The organism is Anabaenopsis tanganyikae CS-531 (assembly GCF_029891675.1).
Classification (GTDB): domain Bacteria; phylum Cyanobacteriota; class Cyanobacteriia; order Cyanobacteriales; family Nostocaceae; genus Anabaenopsis; species Anabaenopsis arnoldii.
In genome coordinates this window covers 12,819-37,105 of record NZ_JANQDF010000075.1, presented here as the reverse complement: position 1 = coordinate 37,105, position 24,287 = coordinate 12,819, and the positions used below count along the sequence as shown (strand labels likewise).

Sequence of the window (24,287 nt, the reverse complement as noted above, 5' to 3'; positions counted from 1 at the left end):
CGCGATATTTCTCTTAAGATTTACAAGAAAGACTACCGCTATCATTGCTTGGTTTTCGCGTTGGCAATAGTCTTAATTCAATACTTGATATCGTAGGATTATATATCAAGTGGGCGATTTTCTTAACTCACTTATGTCAATGCTTGTAAACACAAGTATAGTTTTGTCCATAAAATAGTCAGCTTATGACTAGCTCACTAGCAAACTGACAAAAGCCCAGCACCCAAGAAACAAACCTGGCGCAACTCAGATCACCAAGGTCAGGATTAACCAAATTAATTGCAGATATCATACTCAAACATATCACTCCCCAAAGCTACACAGCCAGTTTCAACAGGGTAAGAAATAAAATTTAACATTCCGATAAATAAGTATATTTTTGAACTAAAAAATTATGATCACAATTACCTGAATAACAGGTTAAAATCCCCCAAGAGGGCATTGTAAAAGCCAGAGAAATTATGTTTTCTGTTAATGTGATCCTGTAATTACATTATTTGGCTGTGTAATTATACACATTTAATACATTCATACAGAGTAGATAATGCATATTCCTGATGGATTTATTTCAATTCCCGTAGCTGGGGCTACAAGTTTAGTAAGTGCAGTAGCATTGGTGATCGCCTGTAAGCGATCGCAAGAAGAGCTAGGGATGCGTAGCGCCCCTATACTCGGCTTAACCACAGCTTTTATTTTCGCCGCCCAGATGGTCAATTTTCCCGTAGCTGGGGGTACAAGTGGTCACTTATTGGGGGGAACCCTAGCAGCCATAGTTTTAGGTAGTCCCTGGGCTGCAATGTTATCCATGTCCACAGTTTTCATCATTCAAGCTGTACTATTTGCCGATGGTGGCATCACCGCACTGGGAGCTAATATTTTCAATGCGGCAATCATTAGTGTTTGGGTCGGCTGGGTATTAACCCAAACTATACAAAGACTCCTGGGAGGCTCCAAGGGACGCTTACCCCTAGCAGCTGGTATTGCGGCGGCTATCAGTATCATAGTAGTAGCCATAGTTTGCGCCCTACAGTTAGCTGTTTCCGGAACAGCACCCATTAACATAGTCTTACCAGCGATGACAGGTGTACATATTCTGATTGGGATTGGTGAAGGTCTGATTACAGGCGGTGTCTTGGTTTACCTAGCTAAAGCCAGACCAGACTTACTACCAGGAGAGCAGCAACAGTTTCAAGCTTGGTTAGTCCCTGTGGTTACTATTTTCTTGATTGCTGGAGTCTTATCTTTGGTAGCTTCAGGCTGGCCTGATGGTTTGGAAAAAGTGGCTGAGGATTTAGACTTTATCGGTTTAGCCGACGAAGTGCGAGTACAAGTATCAACGCCTTTTGCTGACTACGAACATGAATCTTTAGGATTGATTGGTACTAGTATTGCCGGACTTCTGGGGGCTATAGTCAGCTTTGGTGCGGCTTTTGGCATTGCTAAAGTGGTAAAACCCAAAAATGCTTAAACTTGCTTTGCCTTTGCGTTTGCATTTGTCCTTAGTAATTGTTGTGGGGACAGCCTTACTACAGTACAATGCTTGGCTGTGCTTGGGAATATATGGGGCGATCGCTCTTGTTTGGGTGGTATTTTTGCGCGTACCCATTCCCCAACTAGCAGGAATACTCGGTATTGAATTAATTTTCCTCTCATTCATGGCCTTACCCATGGGGTGGGAAAGAGCCAGTTTTTTATTGCTACGTTCCCTTATTTGTCTGGTTACCATGAATAGTTTTTTATTAACCTTACCCCCCCATAGTTTTGCCATTGCCCTCAAAAGCCTACCCGTACCTGCACCAATTAAGGCTAATTTATTATTAACTGGGCAGTACCTGGAAATTGTACTGGATGAAGTCACACGGATGCAGCGTAGCGCTCAACTGCGGGGTTTAAATGGTAAGCCAGCATGGTTACGCTATACTAATGCTGCGATGATTGGAGCCTTATATCTTAGGAGTTTAGACAGAGCAGAGCGAGTTTATGCTGCCATGGTCATTCGTGGTTACAATGGACAGTTACCTGTAGAGGCGATATTCAAACCAAAACAGCGTTTTTTGGTGTTGTTCGCTTTTACCCTAGCATCTGGCTTGACCATAAGTTCTTACAATTTAGTGCGGGTATTTTGAAATCTTTGACATTTGATTCCCAACTTTCCACACATCACCCCCGCCCCACTGTCATTGAGGTGGAGAATCTGGTATATGCATACGGTAACCAGAAGCCAGTCTTAGAAAATGTTTCTTTTTCTTTGAATGCAGGCGATCGCGTAGGGTTAATGGGTGCTACTGGTTCGGGTAAAAGCACATTATTAGAAAACCTGATCGGCTTAAAACAACCCCATGGGGGGAAAATCTTAATTAATGGTATTCCCTTAGAACCAAAAACCCTTCCCCAGCTAAGGCGTAATATCGGTTTTGGCTTTCAAGATGCCAATGACCAACTATTTATGCCCACTATCTTAGAGGATATTACCTTTGGACCGCGTAATTACGGTATTCCCCCGTCTCTAGCTATTGACCGAGCCAGGGAATTATTAGCAAATTTTGGTTTAGAAGCCTACGCTCACCGTTCCTGTCACGAACTTTCGGGAGGACAAAGACGACTGGCTGCAATAGCTGCGATTTTAGCCCTAGAGCCACAAATTCTGATTTTAGATGAACCAACTAACGGACTTGATCCCGCATGGCGACGGCACTTAGCACAAGTATTGTTGAACTTGCCTGTGCAGGTGATGTTAATTGCCTCCCATGAGTTACATTGGTTGGGGAAAGTGACTCAACGTGCTTTAGTCTTGTCTGGTGGAAGTATTCAATTAGATACTAAGATTCAAGGGTTGTTAGAAGACGGAGAGACTTTAACCCAGTTGGGTTTACCAGTTGATTGGTGATACGCTAGCGATCCGCCACGCTATAGCGCAGCGTGGCGGGGTTCCATACCTATTAATAAGTGAGGTTTTACTATTCATATAGTACCTATTTACCTGCAATCTGCTGTATGATTGACAAATAACGGTGGGGTATTTTCTGTGTGGCGTAAGTTGATTGTGATTGCAACCGTTAGTCTGATTTTTACTCCACTGCTGAGTAGTTGTGAGGATCAATTTACCCAATGTCAGCGACTAATTCAGGTGGTGAATGTTGGGAACTCTTTAATTGAGCCAAATAAAGGAGAGCAGGTAGTAACCAGCTTGCAACTCTCAAGGGATTTGCAAGTGATTACTAAGTCTTTAAAACGACTAAATTTATCAGACCCGAATCTGAAGGAGTTTCAAAGCAGCTTTGCCCAGATATTTGATAATCTTAGTCAAGCGATCGCCAAAGCATCTCAGGCTCTTGGTACAACTAAAAATGCCGCAGCATCGCCAGCAAGTAGGGAACAAATCCAAAAAGCGAGAACAGAAATTGATAAATCTTTGACATTAGCCGCTGAAACTGCAGGGAAAAAATCAGATGCTTTAGCAGCAGAATTAAATAAGTACTGCCAACTGTTTAAGTAAATATACATATCGTAATGTCTCCTTTGCATCGCTACGTCGCGGCTGTAATTTTATCGTCTCCTAGGAAAAATTAGTAATCTTTCAAACTAACCGTTTATCTATCTCAAAAAAAGTCTGTATCATACTTAAGTCAAAAGCAAGATGAAAATTAATCAAACCTGTTGTGACATGAAATCAGCTTGATTAGTTTCTTTTGACTAGGAGTTCAACAACAGTGCCAATATTATCCCATGATGAACTCAAAATTTTAGTCGATAATCCCCAAAGTCCCTGTGTTTCTTTGTATATGCCTATGCAAAAAGCAGGCCCAGAAATTCGACAGAATCCCATTCGGTTTAAAAATTTAATCCGTGAAGCTGAGGAACGTTTATGTGCCATCGGTATTCGTCATACTCAAGCCATTGATTTCCTCCAACCAGCAAGGGAACTTGATACAACGGATTTTTGGGAAAACCAAGACAAGGGACTAGCAATTTTTATCTCTCCCCAGATGTTCCGCTATTATCGTCTACCAATGGAGTTTCAAGAATTGGTAGTTGTTGGCGAGCGTTTCCATCTTAAGCCATTACTGCATTTAATCAACAATGATGGTAAGTTTTATCTTCTAGCTCTGAGTCAAAAAGATATCAGACTATTTGAGGGAACTGGCTACAGTCTTGAGGAGGTGGAAGTACCAAATATGCCAGAGAGTATAGATGTAGCTCTCCTAGAGGAGAATATTCAAAGAGGGGTACAACATCGTATTGGTACACCCACCAGGGGAACCGCTAGTTCTTTTCTACAACCTGGCGATGTTCATGGACAGGGAAGTCCTGACCGAGATCAACATCAACAAAGTATCTTGCAATTTTGTCACATTGTAGATCGGGCAGTACACGAGACAATCCGGGGGGACAATTCTCCGTTATTATTGATGGGGGTTGAATATTTGTTTCCCATTTATCAACAGGCAAATACTTATCCTTACTTCCTCGCAGAAAGTATTACTGGTAACCCGGAACTTATGAAACCGGAAGAATTGCATCAACAGGCTTGGCCTATTGTTGAACCTTTGTTTCGGCAAAATCAGGAGTCAGTTGTGGCACTTTATCAACAACTAGCTGGTACTGGTACAACTTCTAGTGATATTAAAGAAGTTATCTGTGCGACTTATTGCCAAAGGGTTGATTCTATATTAGTGCCGATGGATATGCAAATTTGGGGCAAATTTAATCCAGATACCATGAATGTAGATTTACACTCAGAACCAGAGCCAGATGATCAAGATATGTTAGATTTGGCAGCTATTCAGACATTGACAAATGGTGGTAAAGTATACACTATGGAGTCAGAACAAATGCCTAATAGTACAGCAGTAGCAGCTATTTTCCGTTATTGATATTTTTGTGGTGTTTTTTGACTTTCTTAAATAAAATCAAAAAACACCCATGTTTGGTAATTTTTTTTGACTTGATTCTCAACTTTTAAATTTCCTATTTCAGTTGAGGTATACCAGTGAAAGTTGTGGTGCTTGAGACTACAATACAACCTTCAAGGCTTGTTCAATAATATCGATATACTCCTCTACTCCATAAAGACGATAGGCAATTGTATCAATTTGATTTCTGATTTCAAGTTGTCTTAATAAAACTGTTTCCAATTCTGATATACCAAGTTCTTGCCTAACTCTTTGCTCAATAACTTCTAAAGCCCGAAGATTACTAAACCTATCGATATCATAACGATTAACTTTCAAAACATCAAAGGCTGCATTGACCAAATTTCCGGCTTCACGAGACAACTTTCGTTTATTACGAAAAGATGAATCAAACTCAGTGAGATAAATCAGCCTTGCTAAAAGATATCGGCGCAAGTGTGGTATGCGAATACTCACACGAGCTATTTCTATCCATTCACGATTTCCCTCTTGCCAATCTTCATCATCGGTCACTTCGCCCCAAATAACATATCCATCGACACTCGCCTGTATTTGCAATTTTAATAGATGTCCTTCTCGATGAGGATGAGAACTTTCCCACTCAATGTCAGTAGCATAATCTCCAGTCAATCTGTGATATTCGTTTAACGATACTTCTTGATAAGTAACTCCTGAAGCTTTAGATTGGTAGGTGGTAACAATTTGGTAACGATTTTGCCAAATCTGATGAGCTTCACGACTTAACTGTACTAAAGTTTGGTAATCACTATTACTTTCAGGTTCCTTCAACTGGGGAATTGGCAAATCACCAACTTGATTTTCAAAGTATTCAAACATCCTTGTACTGGTGAGTTTTCCTAAACCACCTAATGCTGTGTAACGGAACTCAAGAACTTTAGAATTAAGTAAAGCTGTCAGAAAATATAGTCTAGTAATTATTGGATTATCTGAATCGTAATCATATATATCTCTTAAAAATATAGCAGTAGTATCTGTTAAACCTGCCAAATTACCTTCTAAATCAATGCTAAACCTATTATTACTCGCACGATATGGACATAGAATTTTAGGGCGGAAATGAAAATGTTGGTCTTTACGCCTTGATCTTTGTAAAGCATACCACTGACAACTTCCTTGTTTATATGCTGCTCTTTTTTCCAACTTACCTCTATTTTCGAGCAAATACTTTTGAATTGGTTCTGGTAAATCTTCAAAGCTGTTACTGTTTTCAACATATAACAAATAAGAATTATCGGGAACAAATCCATAAGCAAAAATTCCAGAATTTTTCACAATTGGGGTGAGTATATCTAGTATATCTTCAGAAAATTCAAAACTAAAGCCATGAGTAGGTGCAAAAACACTGTTTTCTCCTGTTTGAATACCCTGTTCAACTAAGTCACATTCAGGTAAATCTCTGAGTTTGACTCCTTGAGAATCAATTATGGCGAAAATTTCATTATATGGCGATATACTCCAACGAGATGAATTTAAGGTTTGTTGTAGAAGTTCTACTGTGTTAACAGAATTTTCAGGAAACTTGTTCAGAGGATTATCTGAACCTAATACAGATTTGACATCGGCAAAATTGATCACATTTTCGACATAAAATTTTAGTTCATTGCTTGATATATCCTTATTAATTAAAGAAATTATACAAGTAGCAATTCCAGCCCTAAATACTTTATGACCTAAAAAGTCGATTATACTTTCAATTTTGGTTTTGCGGCTGAGAAAATCTCTCAACTTCGAGGATTTATCACCTTGGATGAAAGAACGTGAAACAATGTAAGTCAGCCGTCCTTGATCACGTAACAATTCAAATCCCCATTTAATAAAATAGAACAATATATCTGTTTTATCAGTATAAATATCAGGGTATGCATACCTGAGCCATTTTAATTCTAGGGCATTTCTACCAAAGATGGCATCAACGTTAAAATAGGGAGGATTACCAATTGCAGCAAAAAACCCTTGTTCTGCTGCTGGTAATTGTGGATCAAATATATGAGGAAATTCAACATACCAGTTAAATGGGCGTTTAATAACAACTTCTTCTAAGGCACTTTCTAATGTCATTAGTTCAGATTTAACTCTGGCTAATTCGGCAGTTGTCCAATCTTCTAAATTTTTTTCAGTCCATTCATCTAAGTTTTCAGGATTGATAGCGTCTGTTAAAAAAGAGCGAATTAGTCCTAATTCTTTGATATTAGCTTCTCTATGTTTGATCAAATGCACTACTGATTGTATACTTTCATCACTAGCGAAAAAGGCAGTTAAAACAGGATTAATCTGCTGATTGATTGATGTAATACTAGTTTCCAAATTAGTAACTGCTTGATTTCTTTCTATTTCAGTTTGATTAGTATCTCTAGCATTTCTGGCTAAATCTGCGGCTCTTCCTAGTGAATCCTGAAATGGTGCTAAATTTGCGGGAGAATATATTAAACTATCTCCAACTCTAATATTTAAAGTTAGTGCAGGAAGATGAGAATATATAGACCCACCGCGTCTACCATATTCATCAGGACGCGATCGCAATAATTTTGTCCAGAGTGACAGTTTTGCTAATAACACAGCTTGGGGGTCTCTATCTACCCCATGGAGCATTCTGACGATGATCTGTTCTTCAGGATTAATAATTGGTTGTACTGATACATGACTAAATAAATCAAAGTTGTCAGGTATCTTAGCTGTTGCACAAGCTTGATTATAACGTTTAATTTCACCCAGTATATAATCGAATGCACCTAAAAGAAATGAACCAGAACCACAAGCAGGGTCAATTATTGTCATGTCTAAGACTGAACTTGCAAATGCATAAGCTTGATGAAAGTCTCCTACTTCCAAAAAACCAATGGCCGCATCAATTTTAGGCTTAATTGAAGGTTGTAGAGTTTGATATACAATACGATTAACAATATAGTCAGGAGTATAGAAAATTCCTTCGCGCTTGCGGGTTTGTTGATTTTCTAAAATTTTGACAACATCGCCCACCAGAGTTAATTGATGGGCTAGAAACTGTTCATAAGCAGTACCTAAAATATCCTGTGTTAGAGTGGTAAAATCATAGTTGTAAATTGAGCGATAGGTTGTTAAATTTCCTGTAATTGTATCAAGTATACCCGCTGGTGGCACTGCATTTATGACAATAATTGATTGAATGTATTGAACATCAATCATGAGTTTATCAATCCAAGAAGGCTGAAATAGTTCAGTATTATAGCCTATCCAGGTATGATGAAAAGCTCGTCTGAGGTCTTCAATGAATGGTAAATCTGGGAAAGTTTGCTGCCAGTGATAATAAACTCTACCGAGATAGTTGAAGGGCATTTCTCGGCTGAATGTCTCTAAAAGTCGAATTAACAAAAAACGATTTAAAATAACTTGAGAAGCTTCGCGGACTTTTTCTAAACTTAAATTAGGTTGTGATTTTTTGATACCATTGGCAAGAATAACACGCCAAATTTTTAAATCAGCCAGAAATTTTGTGCCTAATCCTTCTCTGGTTTTTTCGCTGTAAAATGCTTCTAGACGATCACTGCGTGAATTATCACGGCTGAGGCAAGTATATAGTCTGCTGACAAGCTCAGTATCATCTCGCATTTCCTCCATTGTAAATGACCAAAAAGGTTTTTTATCCTGTAACCTTAAAATGTGCCATTCCCGAAAATTTGAGAGGATAATCCACAGAACAGGTTCTTGTGTGCCAACATCTAGACTGTAATTTCTCAGATAATCTAAAACTTGCTGTTCATTTGTATTCCATATATTCTTATCCCATAAACTTTTGGCTTCAAACATTAGTTTGGGATGCTGGTTTACTTGAGGACGAAGCAAATAATCAACCCAGGTCGTAGTTCCAATTAAACTGCGAATTGAACCTTCAGGGGTGCGATATTCCCTTGTATAACCCAGTGCATCTAGAAAAGGTGCAATCAGATTATCTTTTGTATTCTCCTCCGCTTTACCAGCACGGCGAGAAAGCAGCATATTTGCTGCTGTGGTGACTAATTTTGCAATTTGATCGCGGAATTCTGGGAGGGACATTTGTACACGATAAAACTAACCACATAATCTATGATAGTTTTTTATGGACTTAATTAGAAACTTGAACAGGTTACTAATCTTGAAGTTGGTTTCTCGCTGCGGCTAAAATGAGGCGTTGTTCAGCACGTGCGATCGCTCTATATGTCCTGTCTACTGCTTCTGGTTCTACAGAAATAGAAGTAATACCCCATTGTATTAACTGGTCGATAATTTCTGGATAAATCGCGGGTGCTTGACCGCAGATGGAACAGGGTATCCCCGCAGATTGTGCCATTTGGATCAATTGAGCGATCGCGCCCATGACCGCCGGATGAAGTTCATTTAATACTCTATTCATATCTCCTTGTTCTCGATCTACTCCTAAGAGTAATTGAGTGAGGTCATTTGTACCAATGGAAATACCAGCTACACCTGCTTTAACGTATTCTGGCAGCAAAAACAGCACACTGGGAACTTCTGCCATTATCCACAGTTGAAACTGGGGTACTTGGGTTAAACCTGCTTTTTCAACCTTCTCCCGACAAAAAGAAAACTCCGCTACACTGCGAACAAAAGGCAACAATAGATTAATATTAGTGTATCCAGCTTTTTGCACAGTTGCCAAAGCTGTGAGTTCCAACTCAAACACTGCGGGATGGCATAAATAACCAAATGTACCGCGATGTCCAGTGGTATTGGGGGGAGCGCCTATGGCTAACGCTACGCTGTCGCTATTGCTGGGGGACTCCAGATGAGGTGGGTTACCTGTAGTATATGGCCAGTCCAAAGAACGATAAAAAACTGGTCGCGGCGCAAAAGCAGCAGCAAAGCGGATAATCTGCTCTGTCCATTTTTCCAGTAATTCTGCTTCACGACCACTAACCAGCCAACTCTGAGGATGTTCACCTTCTAGGATATTGAGTAACATTAATTCTGAACGTAACAATCCCACCCCATCCACCGGTAAACTTTGAGCAGACTGAATTAATATCGGCTGACTCAAGTTAAGTAACAACTGGGTAGAAATCATTGGACAATCAGGAACACTAGGAGGAAGGGGAGAACCCGGACTTCTCTGTAGATGATCAAGAGTCTGGAGTTTATGAAACAACTCCGGGATCTGAAACTGGGGAGATGGCGGGATGGTGGCGGGATTTAGTTCTTGACTCTCTTGTGCTGGTGTTTTATCGCCTCTGATACCTTGCGTGGCGTAGCCATGGGGATAAATTTCGCCCTGATCACCATCCACAAGCAGCCCCTCACCGTGTTTAATCAAAACTGTGGCATCCACCGCATTAACCACGGCGGGGATACGCAGTTCTCGCGCCAGAATTGCCCCATGACTAGTTAATCCCCCTTTCTCAGTGATCAGACCGGAAATATTTTGTAATAAAGGCAACCAATCAGGCGTAATCGTTGGTACTACTAAAATTACTCCTTTATCTATGTGTCTTGGTTTATTGTCAGCATCAGTAATTACAACAGCAGTTGCTTTCACACGTCCCCCTGATGCTGGGATACCTGTAATCATAGCCGGCGTGGGTTGGTTGGCTTTCAAAGAGGTAAGGATTCTTTGGGATAGCGATTGCGTGGCGGTTGGTTTTATGAGCTTGCGTGGCGTAGCCATTCCTATCTGATAGCGATCGCGTGGGGTTAGCCATGGAACTGTAGACTTAGTAGGGTAACTAACTTGAGTCAAGTAGAGATTAGGTTTTGCCGTGTCTGCTGAGATAGTCCATTTAATGCTAAAGTTGTTTCCTATTTCACTCACAAGTTGATGTCCCAGAGTCATCACTTGTTGCAGATGTTCTTCTGATAAAGCGAATTGCTTTTGTTCCTGCTGACTAAGTATATAAGTCACTATATGACTATGATCTGCCGTGAGGACTAACTGGGATGAATCCAGAGTACTAGTATCATCAAAACCACTTGGCTGATAGCTAGCGTGGCGTAGCCATAGCTCATGGGGGAAGCCATAAGCCACTATTTTATGGCCTAGATGTCTCTCTAGTACCAGCCCTGTTTCCAGTTGGACATAGTAGACATCCGGTAGTACATCGCCTTGACAAATTGCTATTCCTAATCCCTTAGTCGCTTCTATTGTCCACTCTGATACCTTCAGTGGCGTGGTAGTAGAATGGGCATACAGAAGACCACTAGCAATAGCATTTTCTACTGGTTGCACCAACACCGCTAAATTAATTTTTTGCAGGTTAACCCCCATTCGCCGCCAATACAGTAGACTCCTAGCCCGAAATAACTGGCTCCAGGTACGTTTCAATGCCGAAGCTATCTTTTCCTCATCACACCGGCAAAAAACTGCATCCAACAACCCAGAGGGATTTCCCATCTCTGGCATCATACCCGATAGAGCCAAGCTGGGACGCAAAATCACATAACTGGTATCCCATTCTCTGGACTGCTGGTAAATTTGGTTTACCCACTGTGGTGGTACGGTTCCGGTGATAATTTCCCGACGCAAGCGACCAGCTAACACCTGAAGTTGTCGCCAATTAGCTACATCTAGGTGCAAAGAGGAATAAGGTAAATCTGCTACTAAAGCCGACTTACTATTGAGAGTTGCCAGAAATTCTCGCAAAACTTCTGCTGAAACTACAAAACCAGGTATCACCGGGTAACCACGCTGCATAATCTTGCTCAGGTAGAATGCTTTGTCTCCTACCTGACGGCGGTCTTGCAGTTGAATTTGATCCAGCCAGTAGAGTTTATCCACTCAATTTATTATTACTCATTGGTCGTTAGTCATTGCTGCTATATCGTTCTTCAATCGCTCCCGACTTCACAAGCAGAATTTGGGAGGAATTCAACCACTGAGCATCGAAAGAACTGAGGTGAGTGGTAGTAATTAGAGTTTGAAACCGGTCTTGAATGGCATTGAGTAATTGATCTTGGCGAAATGGGTCTAATTCAGCCAGAACATCATCCAGTAATAGCAGGGGCGGTGCTTGGACTACTTCTGAAATCAATTGTAATTCTGCTAATTTGAGAGCTAGTACTAAAGTTCGTTGTTGCCCTTGGGAACCGTACAGACGGGCTGGTGTTTGATTAATCATTAATTCTACTTCGTCGCGATGAGGTCCGACAAGGGTGGTACCTCGGTACAGTTCCGCAGCAGTTCGTTGTTGAATTTTGGTTAAAAAGGCTGGACTGATATCTTCTGGATGGGTGGAGTCAAAGGGTACACTAGGCACATAATTAATTTGCAGAATTTCTGTACTACTACTAATACTAGCGTGCCAAGCAGCAGCAATGGGAGCTAGTCTTTGAATAGCACGATGGCGTCTTCTAATTACCTTGGTTCCAGTGGTAACTAACTGAGCATCCCATATAGCTAATGTAGAGATGGGATTAATCCCATCTCTACTAGGGGCTGCTGAGTTGATAGAGACGTTCCGCCGGGACGTCTCTACTGTTTTTAGAAAAGCGTTGCGTTGGCGTAATACTTGGTTGTATTGCTGCAAAATGTCAGCATAGACCGGTTCGAGTTGAATTAACAGTGTATCTAGCCAGTTTCGACGACCATCAGGAGCACCCCGTACCAAGTCTAAATCCAAGCTAGAAAACTGCACAGCATTAAGTACACCCAAAAAATCCATTTGTCGGCGTACAGACTCACCATTAATCGCAACGCTGCGGCGACCATTCCTGCGCAGAGTCAACGCCAAATCACTGGTACTATTTTCTCCCTCTAGGGTGGCATTAATTTGAGCTATTTCCTTTCCTGCTTGAATGAAATCCGTCACCCGCCCCATGCGATGCGATCGCAATGTCGCCAGTAATTCCACCGCTTCTAACAAGTTAGATTTTCCCTGAGCATTATTACCGACCAAAATGGTTTTAGGAGCGGTGAACTCAACTTTTTGGTCTTGGTAATTACGAAATTGTCTCAGGTGTAGGTTTTTGAGGTACATAAATCATGGTCATTAGTCATTGGTGATTGGTCATTCACGCGCTTGGCTAGGAGCCCGGATAAAAGACCCCATGAATTTGGTCACCGGTCAAAACTGCTTCTACCTTTCAGGCGCAAGAAAAGCTTTTCGAGTTCAATCCAGACAAACATCAAAGCACTGAAACCGAAACAAATAGCCAACTCTGTGGGAGGTAGCCAATGAGTACCAAAGAAAGCGCGCAGGGGTGGGAAGTAAATGAGTATGATCTGTAATATGGTTGTCAAAACTACAGCCCCCAGGACAAACATATTAGAGAAGGGGTTCATCTCTATGGTTAATTTGTTATGAGAACGAATGGCGATCGCATGACCCATCTGTGCTATACACAAGGAAGTAAATACCATTGTCTGCCATCGTTCTGGGTCAAGCCCCTGAACCTGTGTTTGGCAGTGATTGTATGCCCATAGCATCAAAATAATGGTAATCACAGCAAAAATAATTCCCGTCCGAATGATATAAGAACCTAACCCCCTAGCAAAAATACTTTCCCGGGGACTAAAAGGCGGACGTTTCATCACATCTGCTTCTGCGGGTTCTACAGCTAACGCTAATGCTGGTAAACCGTCTGTAACCAAATTCATCCAGAGAATTTGTAATGGTGTCAGGGGAACGCCGCCTAGCCCTAGCAGTGGGGCTGAGGCAATGGTGAGAACTTCCCCCACGTTACTACCAAGAATATACTTAATAAAACGGCGGATATTGGTGTAAACTACTCTTCCTTCCTTGGTGGCTGCAACAATGGTGGTAAAGTTGTCATCTAGTAGTACCATGTCACTGGCTTCTTTACTGACGTCAGTACCAGTAATGCCCATGGCTATGCCAATATCAGCTTGTTTGAGGGCGGGGGCATCGTTGACACCATCGCCCGTCATGGCGACAAATTTACCCCGACGTTGAAGAGCTTGCACTATTCGCAGTTTGTGTTCTGGGGCTACTCTGGCGTAGATGTTTACTATGTCAACTTGTTGCTCTAACTCCTGGTCGGTCATGTGTTGCAATTGTTGACCTGTCAGCACTGTATCACCTATTTGAGCTATTCCCAAATCAATGGCGATCGCCCGTGCTGTGAGTTGGTGGTCTCCTGTAATCATCATGGGACGAATTCCAGCATGGCGACACTCTTGCACTGCTGCTCTAACTTCTGGACGTGGGGCATCTAGCATCCCGACTAAGCCTAACCAAACCAAGTTTACCTCACATTTTTCCCCTTCCCCTTCTGGGACTTGTAGCAGGGGTTTGTAAGCGAAACCTAGGACTCGTAAACCTTGGCTTGCCATCCGGTCATTTTCTGCCAATATTTCAGCGCGTTGATTATCTGTCAATGGCAGACAATTGTTACCCAAAATAATCTCAGTACACCGTGCTAAGGTTAACTCCGGTGAACCTTTGGTAAACATTAAGTAAGGTTGAGACGCTATTAAGTTGGTCATTACCCCGTCAATAGTAGAGACGTTCTGCCGGGACGTTTCTACAGGGGGGGATGTCTCTACTTCAACCTGACAAATTACACTCATGCGCTTGCGTTCTGAGTCAAAAGGAAACTCACTGACGCGGGGTAATTTGCTGTACCACTGATCTTTCTCAATACCAGCTTTTCCGGCTACTGTTACTAATGCTCCTTCGGTGGGGTCTCCTAAAATTGCCCATTCACCTTTTTCTTTTTGCAGCACAGCATCATTACAAATAGCACAAGCGACCATGAGAGCGGAAATTTCGGGATAATCTTCGACAAGAATAGTTTGATTATCTAACTGAAATTCCCCTATGGGTGTATAGCCTTCTCCTGTGACCCGAAATATATTTTCATTGGCATAAATTGACTGGACTACCATTTTATTTTGGGTCAATGTGCCAGTTTTATCGGAACATATTGTAGTTACAGAACCCAATGTTTCTACGGCTGGTAGCTTGCGAATCAAGGCATGATGGCGTACCATACGCTGTGTTCCCAGGGCTAAGGTGACGGTGATCACGGCGGGTAAACCTTCTGGAACTACGGCGACTGCCATACTCAAGGAAATTTCTAAGAGTTCTCGAATGTTTGCCAATCCTCTGGCTTGAATAATACCGCCTACTACTACTATGCCGACGAGAACGAGGGAACCTGTAACTAGGACGTTACCTAGCTGGGTCATGCGCTGCTGTAGAGGTGTCGGTTCATTATCGACGGACTGCAACATGGCGGCAATTTTACCCAGTTCGGTTTCCATACCTGTGTTAGTTACCAGGACTTTGCCGCGTCCTTGGACGACTTCAGTTCCTTGAAAGACTAAGTTGATGCGATCGCCTAATGATGTTTCTTCCGGTAATATTAAATTAGCTTGCTTACTCACCGCCTCTGCTTCACCTGTAAGCGCTGATTCCCGCACTTGTAAATTAGACTGTTCGATTAAGCGTCCATCAGCGGCTATCTGCATTCCGGCTTCTAACAGCATCACATCCCCTGGGACTAGTTGCTTGCCGGGTATTTCTATGTATTTGCCACTACGGATAACTCGCACGTTCGGAGAACTGAGTTTTTTCAAGGCGGCTAGGGCTTTTTCTGCGCGGGTTTCTTGGACATAGCCAAGTATGCCATTGAGAACTACAATTGCCATAATCGCGATGGGATCTTTGAATGGCACTTCACCGGGAGCAATTTCTCCGACTTGCCAAGCCATGAAGTCCAAAAATGCGGAAATTACGGCTACTGCAATCAGCATCAATAACATAATATTTTTGAACTGATCTAGCAGTATCTCCCAGGAACTGCGACCATTATTTTCTTTTAGTTCGTTCTCACCGTATTTTTGCTGACGTTGTGGCACTTCCTCGGCTTTTAAGCCACTGTCTGCGTTAGTATTAAGCAGGTTGATGGCTTGATCAACTTCCCAACTATGCCAAACACCAAGACCTTGGGACTCAGATTTACCAGACATTGTGTATGTCACACCGAAATGGTTACAAAGTTAGATCATAATTTAAAGATGACCTTTCTAGCATCAACTAAAGTTCAGAAACCCCAGCCCTTTAGGTCGGGGCTTGAAAGATACCTAATCTGACCAGACTCAGTACCCAAAAGGTACTACGTTAGAGGTAAGAGTTAAAGACCTACCAGGGCATACGTAGCTAGTCACCTGCTCTAGCGCTAAACGATTAAACAGATGTACAAGGACATGGTTTGGTAATTTTGTCCTTTTCTAACCGCCCTGTCTGTTGCTATAGATGTAATTCTGTGCAGATCCCGGACTTCTAGTGTAGGTGCTCAAGACTCTGGAGTTTATGAAACAAGTCCGGGATCTGAAACTCAAACACAGGTTACTAGTTTATTTGGAATCATCAGCTATGTATTTATACAATAAATGTAATATTAATGACATATAAGTGTAGTGAATTCTCTCTAAAAGCCAGGATTTTGGTGATCAAAAATATGCCAAAATTAATTCTGGGTGTGCTAAACGGTGAATTTAATTTTGGCTTAATATGAGTTTTGCACTTCCTAGTTTGATTACCAGCCCAATGTTTGGTCACAGAACAATTCGACCTTTAACAGCAGCCACTCTTTGTGGCATTGCTTTCATCCAAGATACACTGATTGCCATTGATACTATTAAAGGGCATCTACTGGAGATTGACCCCACATCTGATAACAGCAAAATCCGCAATCCCCACCAAGTCAGGGAATTTCGCGATGTTGCAGGACTAGCAGTATGGTCAGACTCCCTGTGGGTAACGCGGGAAAACAGTGTTTATCTGTCCAAACTCTCATCTTTGGGTCTAGAGCATTTTGTCACCCTACCTTATGGTGCTGATGGCGTTGCTGTTTGGGAATCAACAGTTTACGTTAGTTGCCAAAAACTCGGATCTATTCTGATTTTTGACCGCAATACGCGCAAGGAAATTACTCGGTTTTATGCACCGGGTGTGGGGGTGGAAAATTTGGCAGTCAACTGTGATACCCTTTGGGTTTGCGATCGCACGGAGCAAACAGTCTATGCTATGGACAGAGCCACTGGAGAAGTTCAATTCAGCGTGTTAACACCATTTGAATCTCCCACGGGGATTGCCATTCATACTCATCAACAGACAGGTAAAGAAACTCTTTTTGTGGCCTATGCCTCAGAAGAACCTTATATCCGGGATAACCCTAATGCTGATCCTTGTCATGAACTCACATACCGCGATCGCACTTTTATTCACCCCTTACATTACCATCACCAGGCAGATAAACACTACGCTCTTTCCAATGGCTATCTGATTGAAATGTCCTACGCCGAGGAAATTGCTCCCTTAGAAGAGGTATATTTGCCCGATGTAGAATGGCGTATTGCCCTACCCTCAAACACTGAACGTCAAAAGTTGCAATACGTTGAACCTATTGGTATCCCTTTTACGGAGGAAATAATAGATGGCCAACGTGTAGCAGTATTTAAATTTGATGCCCTGACACCAGGGGAAAGGCATATATTCGGTTGGAAAGCATTGTTGGAAGTACGAAGTATTAAATATCGCATCACCCCCAGCGATGTAGAAGATATTCCCCATAGCGATAGCGTGGCGTTAGGCATAGGATCACCAGAAGATGAAAAAAGCTACTTAGTGGATGATGATGATTTGGCAATGGATACACCCATTGTCAGACGTGCTGCCCGTGAAGCTATTGGATCGGAAACTAATCTTCTGCGGAAAATGTATAATATCCGTAACTACGTATACGATCAGTTGTCCTACGGCATTAAACCTTATATTGACACCCCTGATTTAGTCTTAGAACGGGGTGTTGGTTCCTGTGGCGAGTATGTAGGTGTTTTACTGGCTTTGTGCCGTTTGAATGGTATCCCCTGTCGCACAGTCGGTAGATATAAATGTCCGCCCCACAGCGAACACCAAGGAGTTCCTTTACAACCGGACTTTAACCATGTTTGGTTAGAATTCTACATCCCCGGTTGTGGTTGGTTACCAATGGAATCTAATCCTGATGATTTAGGTAACAATGGCCCCTACCCGACACGCTTTTTTATGGGTTTATCCTGGTATCACATTGAAATTGGCAAAGGTATACCCTTTGAAACCTTGAGTAGTCAAGGTGTTCGGCTGACCAAAGAAGACATTCCCATAGGCGACTTGGCCATTAATCACATTCGCTTTACAATTGTTAAAGAATTACCGCCATTTAGCGATTAGCCATTGGTGATTGGTGATCTAAAAGTAATGGACTATCGTGATATTTTTGTGTAACTTGTCGCAGGCGATCTGCTGGCCGCCGCGCTGGCGCTATCTTGTTGTAATGGTTGAGTGGAGTTGCTTAAGTTTAAGAGTTGTGCAGCTTGTTCGACACCGTTGGATCTGGTCAACAAATGTCAATTATGATGGAATTCATCAACGCTTTTTTCGGCGGGGATACCAATTCGCTGCGGTGCAGTAGCTTTACAGATCGCGATCGCGTGGCGTTAGCCATAAACGCAACCAGGGTTCGGTGGGTTTTCTCAGCCTGGGGATGTAGGTCGCTAGGGATTTTAATCGCAGTCATGATAAATCCTTTGCTTAGTTTGTAAAATACATTGGAATCCCTAAGACGCAACAGTCCGAAATTAATCTGACTTGATTTCGGAGACTAACAGCGTTTTGATTTGTGCTTTATGTTGGCGTGCTTTAATCAACCCCCTTCTCATCTGGTAGTACCAAGGTTCTTGTCCTGTTGATCGGGCAAATCAAGACTAAAGGTGATAACTGGCAAAAGGTCGATTAGAAAATGACGTTGCTCAATCATCAGTGAGAAAAAATACATTGGGGGACACTTGCGGCTAGGCACGCTTTGCGGGAAGCTTCCTATAGGATTAAAGTTATCAGGGAGAAAGTGGTAAAAATGAGCGCTAGTAGCAATTCCAGTCAAATAAAATTTGGTACTGACGGTTGGAGAGGAATCATCGCTGATGATTTTACTTTCCCAAATGTGCGGAAAGTCACCAGGGCGATCGCAAGTTACCTCGAAACAGCTTACTCAAAAGATAGACCGGTTCTAATTGCCTACGATACTAGATTTTTGGCTGACCAGTTCGCCCAAACATCTGCTGAGGTTTTGGCAGACTTGGGTTGGACGGTGAAAATTACTGATCGGGACTGCCCCACACCAGTAATTGCCTACAACGCGCGGCTTTTGAATTCGGCGGGTGCTCTGATGTTTACTGCTAGCCATAATCCAGCGCCTTACTGTGGAATTAAATATATCCCTGATTATGCAGGACCAGCCACACCAGAAATTACTGATACAATTGTGGCTAATATTGACAGCGCATCTGATGCCCTGCCTGGCAGTAGTCCTGTGGGTAAAATTTCCATTTTTGACCCCAAACCCGAGTATCTCAAGTTTATCTACACTTTACTGGATATAGAACGGATTAAAAGTGCGAATTTAAAGGTGAAGTACGATGCGCTTTATTCTACTTCTCGCGGCTATTTGGATGAAGTTTTGCAACAGTGTCACTGTCAGTTAGAAAGCTTCCACACTAATCGTGATGTCCTATTTGGCGGCGGAATGCCAGAGCCCAAAGGTGAACAACTAGTCGGGTTGGTGGAGTCCGTACGTGCCGATCAAGCTGATTTGGGACTGGCTACAGATGGTGACAGCGATCGCTTTGGTATTGTCGATGAACAAGGAAATGTTCTCACCCCCAATACTGTGCTGTTATTACTAGCACGTCATTTAATCAAAAATAAAGGTAAAACTGGTGCGATCGTCAGGACTGTAGCCACGACTCACCTCCTAGACAATTTTGCCGCTAAATATGGGCTGCCAATTTATGAAACAGCTGTAGGCTTTAAATACATTGGTGAAAAAATGCGGGAAACTACCGTACTGATTGGAGGTGAAGAATCAGGTGGCTTAAGTATACTGGGGCATATTCCCGAAAAAGACGGTATTTTAGCTGATATGCTAGTTGCCGAAGCCATCGCCTATGAAGGTAAACCCCTGAGTCAGTTGGTTAAAGAAGCGATCGCAGAGGCTGATGGACCGCTTTACAATGACCGTCTTGACTTACACCTGACGGAGGCACACAAAACCGCTGTGATTGACTCCTTTACTCAAAATCCCCCTTGTGAGGTGGCGGGAATTAAAGTTAAAGAAGTTGGACGCAAAGACGGGATTAAGCTGTACTTAGAAGAAGGTAGTTGGGTGTTGTTGCGACCCTCCGGTACAGAACCTCTGGTACGTGTTTATCTGGAAACCAACTCCTCTGAGAAACTTACCAAGGTCGCTCAACAGATGGAAAGTGCCATCGCTAAATTAGAACCAGTAGCTGTTTAACACCTGACCCCCTAAAGAAACTTACCAAGGTAAGTTTCTTTAGTATTTGGGTAGGGAGTCTCCATCTAAGTAGCTGGGTTTTGACGTGTAAGATTCTTCAGTGACAATTAAACTAATTCTGATTCCACAACTGATTCACTGCCTTCATTGAGCGAGCATCAATCAATAAGGAATTTCCTAAAGTATCAACACACGCTACTAGATTGTTAGCAGTACCAAGGTAAATCGATAAAGCTTGATTAATATCTAAATCCTGTTTATTCCTCTCCATTTCATAAGATAATTCCAGGTAAAATGCCCCATTTTTAGGCAGAATTGTAAATTCTTTAACTCTTGCATAATCAAATAATCGTTAAAGCTTTTAAAGGTCGTAGTAGCAACTATTTAAGAAAAGAATTCCCAGAATTGAAAAAACTACCTACCTTGTGGACTAACAGTTATTTTGTTAGCACTGCTGGTAATGTTAGTAGTGAGGTCATCAAACGATATATTAAAGACCCGCATCACGCCAAAAACTAAAAATACCAAGGTGGTTTTAACCACCGATTCGCTTACCTCTCAGGGCTAAAGCCACTTAGTTTCTCGCTTACCGCGATATTCTTATGAAAAATTTAATTCCGATTTTGATATCTTTAATAGTGGCTATTTGGGTAGCGGCGAGCGCTATTATCTCAGTCCAAAATGCCACACCTGTATCTTTAAAATTCTTAACATTTCAATCGATTCAAATCCCATTAGGTTTATTAATGGCATTCACTGCTGGTACAGGTTTATTGGGAATGGCATTACTACAGCCACTTTGGAGTATGGCAAATTCTCGGCGGAGTCAGTCCCTTGATGATGATGCCGAGTTTTTTGTTGATGACCAGGATTTTTAACCAGATTCGCGTAATTCTCCGCGGCTGTATAGCCTGGGGATGCAAGGGAGCCAAAAACGAAACGTCCTTAAAGCGTTTTTTTACCACAGGTGAAAGAGTTTTGAGAACAGTTAAATTTTTGGCAATATCAAGTTTTGACTGAATCTTGCAATGTTAGTATAATATGAGTTAGGCAACTGGAAAGGAGGTGATCACTGATGGCGTTAGGTAGGGCAACTTTCAACCTATATCCTACAAAGAAAGTGAGTGCAATTGGTGCACTATCACCGAAAGCTACATAAAGACCTCTATAACGGCGCAGTATCTAATCGAATTACTTCTTATAAAAGGTTTAGTAAATCGGTATCTTATTTTGAACAACAGAACTGGTTACCAGATTTCCAAGACATAGGGAACAGGGAACAGGGAACAGGGAATAGGGAATTGGTGTGTACTTCATGAGCCTGAAAAAGACTTTATTATGGAATTAGCAAGTTCTGTGGGATGTCAAATCATAGTTGCAAACCAGGAATCTTTATCGCCTCAGCAAGAATTAGTAGAGGATTTAATGGCAATTATTCACTGCTTTTCTTACCGGTTATAAGGGTTGAGGAATTACTCCAAAGAAATCAAGGATAGCCTTAAGAATGCTATCGACACACCCCTACAAGATATGTCAGACTTAGACAGCAAAGAAATACAGTGTTGATGTCGAGCAATGCTTTTATCCATCAAAACAAAACTCAAGTTAAATAAAACCCAAGAAATATTAATGGCTAAACACGCTGGTATAGCAAGGTTTACCTTTAATTGGGGTTTAGCAACTTGGCAATATTTGTACAAAGATGGATTAAAGCCAAACAAATATATCCTCAAGAAATTTTTTAATAATCACGTAAAACCTGAGTTGACATGGATTAAAGAAAAAGGTATTTGTCAAAAAATCACTCAATATGCTTTTGATAGCTTAGGAGAAGCTTTCCAGAGATTTTTTCAAGGACAGTCTCAATATCCTAACTTCAAAAAGAAAGGTCAAAATGATAGTTTTACAATTGATGCAGGTGCTAAACCAATTCCTGTGGGTGGCACATCAATAAAACTACCGACAATTGGATGGGTAAAAAATCATGAAGGATTACCTCATACCACCTGCAAAAGTATTACTATTTCTAGGACTGCTGATAGTTGGTATATAGCATTTTCTTATGAAAAAGAATACTTGCCAACTATTAAAGATCATGCCCTTGTTGGTGTTGATTTAGGAGTCAAGGAATTAGCTACACTAAGCACTGGTGTTATATTTCCTCATCCTAAGCACTACAAGCATAACTTAGCTAAACTGCAAAGATTATCTAAGGTTTATTGCAGAAAAGCTCAAGGTTCAAATAATAAGCATAAAGCTAAAATTCAACTAGCTAGACATCATACAAGAATAGCAAACATGAGAAAAGATACTCTTCATAAACTTACTACTTACTTATGCAAAAACCACGCGAAGATAGTAAGAGAAGATTTAAATGTTTCAGGAATGTTGTCTAATCATAAATTAGCCCAAGCAATAGCTGATTGTGGGTTTTATGAGTTGAAGCGTCAGCTAGAGTATAAAGCTAAAAAATTTGGATGTGAAATTATAGTTGCTGATAGATTTTATCCATCAAGTAAAACTTGTTCTCACTGTGGACATAAAAAAGAAATTCTTTCTTTGTCCGAAAGAATTTATCATTGCGAGAACTGCAGTTTTGAGATAGATAGGGATCTGAACGCTGCAATTAATTTATCGCGTCTGGCTAAGGCGTGAAAGTCTACACCAGGGATAACTGCTCCCATGCTCCCATTGAAGTAGAAAGTCAAGTCTAGTTTTGTCTAGGTTTTATATAGCAGCTACTACCGAGATTACCTGTGGAGTGGGTAAACCTCTTAGAAGTCATTCTAAGACCGCGATGAAGCAGGAAGTTAACACCAAAACTACCAACGTCCAGTTAAGTCTAGATTTAGGTAGCCTTGGTTAGGTTTAACAGAGCGGTAGTTCATAATAAGTCCCGGTGATTGAGGCAAAGAATTGAAACTGGCTTTTATTATTGACCCCATCCATCAGCTTGACCCCTGTCATGATACCAGCATTGCTCTGATGGAAGCAGCACAAATATTAGGACATGAAATTTGGGTAACTCAGGCGAATCTACTGAGTGTGGTAGATAGCACAGCTTGGGCGATGTTACAGCAGGTGGAACTGGTTCCAATCCAGTTAGTGGAGGGAAGCTGGAGGGCGGTAAATCCTTGGTACAGGTTGAGCGATAGCTGTTTTACCTCCCTAGATAGAATGGATGCTGTGTTCATGCGGACAGACCCACCTGTGAATGATTCCTACCTCTACGCTACTTATGTTCTGGACTATATCGACCAAGACAAAACTTTGGTGATTAATCGTCCTAGTGGTATCCGCGGGGCGAATGAAAAAATGTATGCTCTCCAATTTACTAACGCTATTCCAGAAACTATTGTCAGTGCTGACAAAGAGTTGATCCGGAAATTTGTTGAGGCTAAGGGCGCAGCAATTATTAAACCACTGGGTAATAAAGCCGGGGAAGGAATTTTATTTTTACAATCAGGCGATCGCAATTTCAATTCCATTGTTGAACTCAGTACACTGCGTGGTCGATTACCAGTGATGGTGCAAACTTATTTACCAAAAGCTAAGGAAGGGGATAAGCGAATTATCCTGCTGAATGGAGAACCAATTGGTGCCCTCAATCGCCTTTCTAGCGGTAGTGATTTTCGTAATAATATGGCAGCTGGTGGTACTGTTGCTCCAACTACAATCACCGCCAGAGAGCATGAAATCTGTAGGGAAATAGCCGCCACCTTACGTCAAGATGGCTTAACTTTTGTGGGTATTGATGTCATCGGTGGTTATTTAACTGAAGTTAATGTCACCAGTCCTACCGGAATTCGTGAAATTGACCGACTAGATGACACTAGCTTGGGTGAGCAGGTGATTTCATGGGTTGAGGAGGCGCTCAAAACTGAAAAACCACATCAGTAATCCCCTAGCCAAGGCTTTACTTCCCGATGTGGACAATCAGGATGTTATTCCTCTATTCAGGTAGATTGTAGCCAAAAGTTAACACCCCTACCTTGTAGGTAGGGGTTTAGCCCCATCCCCCAAGACCTCGCCAACCATAAATTTTCAGTTGCTGCCAGCTAATTGCATAAGTTTTTGAAAGCAGTTCTA

At 41.7% G+C, this 24,287-nt stretch carries 16 protein-coding genes and 1 pseudogene; 12 read left to right on the top strand and 5 right to left on the bottom strand.

The genetic code is table 11. The features are described 5' to 3' along the window. The first annotated feature begins 544 nt into the window (after positions 1–544). The 5 genes from NWP22_RS07750 to NWP22_RS07730 all read left to right on the top strand — a co-directional run bounded on the left by NWP22_RS07750 (position 545) and on the right by NWP22_RS07730 (position 4,874). A complete protein-coding gene (locus NWP22_RS07750) occupies positions 545–1,468 on the top strand; it encodes an energy-coupling factor ABC transporter permease (RefSeq protein ID WP_271733875.1) in 924 nt (307 codons plus the stop codon). Next, positions 1,461–2,126, top strand: a complete 666-nt coding sequence (locus tag NWP22_RS07745) for an energy-coupling factor transporter transmembrane component T family protein (protein WP_271733874.1) — start codon at positions 1,461–1,463, stop codon at positions 2,124–2,126. Before NWP22_RS07750 ends, NWP22_RS07745 begins: the two co-directional genes overlap by 8 nt. Further along, positions 2,123–2,887: an energy-coupling factor ABC transporter ATP-binding protein gene (locus NWP22_RS07740; RefSeq protein WP_271733873.1), complete on the top strand. Its 765-nt coding sequence runs from the start codon at positions 2,123–2,125 to the stop codon at positions 2,885–2,887. Before NWP22_RS07745 ends, NWP22_RS07740 begins: the two co-directional genes overlap by 4 nt. 156 nt (positions 2,888–3,043) lie before the next feature. Continuing rightward, positions 3,044–3,496: a hypothetical protein gene (locus tag NWP22_RS07735; protein WP_271733872.1), complete on the top strand. Its 453-nt coding sequence runs from the start codon at positions 3,044–3,046 to the stop codon at positions 3,494–3,496. A gap of 214 nt (positions 3,497–3,710) precedes the next feature. Then, positions 3,711–4,874, top strand: a complete 1,164-nt coding sequence (locus tag NWP22_RS07730) for a baeRF3 domain-containing protein (RefSeq protein ID WP_271733871.1) — start codon at positions 3,711–3,713, stop codon at positions 4,872–4,874. Between the two features lie 138 nt (positions 4,875–5,012). Here NWP22_RS07730 and NWP22_RS07725 read toward each other — a convergent pair whose 3' ends face one another. The 4 genes from NWP22_RS07725 to NWP22_RS07710 form a co-directional block, all read right to left on the bottom strand. Beyond that, complete coding sequence (locus tag NWP22_RS07725) at positions 5,013–8,963, bottom strand: Eco57I restriction-modification methylase domain-containing protein (RefSeq protein ID WP_280801693.1); 3,951 nt, start codon at positions 8,961–8,963, stop codon at positions 5,013–5,015. Positions 8,964–9,036: 73 nt separating this feature from the next. After that, a complete protein-coding gene (locus tag NWP22_RS07720; protein WP_271733868.1) occupies positions 9,037–11,676 on the bottom strand; it encodes a putative PEP-binding protein in 2,640 nt (879 codons plus the stop codon). A gap of 25 nt (positions 11,677–11,701) precedes the next feature. Next, a complete protein-coding gene (gene recF / locus NWP22_RS07715) occupies positions 11,702–12,874 on the bottom strand; it encodes a DNA replication/repair protein RecF (RefSeq protein WP_271733867.1) in 1,173 nt (390 codons plus the stop codon). Between the two features lie 80 nt (positions 12,875–12,954). Then, positions 12,955–15,831, bottom strand: coding sequence for a cation-translocating P-type ATPase (locus tag NWP22_RS07710; protein WP_271733866.1), 2,877 nt, complete (start codon positions 15,829–15,831; stop codon positions 12,955–12,957). A gap of 544 nt (positions 15,832–16,375) precedes the next feature. Here NWP22_RS07710 and NWP22_RS07705 point away from each other — a divergent pair. Next, the gene (locus NWP22_RS07705) at positions 16,376–18,076 is read left to right on the top strand and encodes a transglutaminase domain-containing protein (RefSeq protein WP_271733865.1); all 1,701 of its coding nucleotides are present in this window, start codon (positions 16,376–16,378) and stop codon (positions 18,074–18,076) included. A gap of 166 nt (positions 18,077–18,242) precedes the next feature. Here the strand turns inward: NWP22_RS07705 and NWP22_RS07695 are convergent, their stop codons facing one another. Then, on the bottom strand, positions 18,243–18,422 hold the full coding sequence (locus NWP22_RS07695) for a hypothetical protein (RefSeq protein WP_271733877.1): 180 nt from the start codon (positions 18,420–18,422) through the stop codon (positions 18,243–18,245). Between the two features lie 336 nt (positions 18,423–18,758). On the opposite strand from NWP22_RS07695, the gene NWP22_RS07690 reads away from it, so the two are divergent. The 6 genes and pseudogenes from NWP22_RS07690 to gshB all read left to right on the top strand — a co-directional run bounded on the left by NWP22_RS07690 (position 18,759) and on the right by gshB (position 24,098). Beyond that, complete coding sequence (locus tag NWP22_RS07690; protein ID WP_271733864.1) at positions 18,759–20,198, top strand: phosphoglucomutase/phosphomannomutase family protein; 1,440 nt, start codon at positions 18,759–18,761, stop codon at positions 20,196–20,198. A 348-nt stretch (positions 20,199–20,546) separates the two neighbouring features. Next, positions 20,547–20,717: pseudogene (gene tnpA, locus NWP22_RS07685) on the top strand (IS200/IS605 family transposase); the annotation flags it as partial. Positions 20,718–20,800: 83 nt separating this feature from the next. After that, complete coding sequence (locus NWP22_RS07680) at positions 20,801–21,076, top strand: LapA family protein (RefSeq protein WP_271733862.1); 276 nt, start codon at positions 20,801–20,803, stop codon at positions 21,074–21,076. A 460-nt stretch (positions 21,077–21,536) separates the two neighbouring features. Beyond that, positions 21,537–21,659, top strand: a complete 123-nt coding sequence (locus NWP22_RS07675) for a hypothetical protein (RefSeq protein WP_417006607.1) — start codon at positions 21,537–21,539, stop codon at positions 21,657–21,659. Between the two features lie 114 nt (positions 21,660–21,773). Continuing rightward, positions 21,774–22,853 (top strand): RNA-guided endonuclease InsQ/TnpB family protein, encoded by a 1,080-nt coding sequence (locus NWP22_RS07670; RefSeq protein WP_271733861.1) that lies wholly within the window; start codon positions 21,774–21,776, stop codon positions 22,851–22,853. Between the two features lie 261 nt (positions 22,854–23,114). Then, a complete protein-coding gene (gshB, locus tag NWP22_RS07665; protein ID WP_271733860.1) occupies positions 23,115–24,098 on the top strand; it encodes a glutathione synthase in 984 nt (327 codons plus the stop codon). The last annotated feature ends 189 nt before the right edge of the window (positions 24,099–24,287 follow it).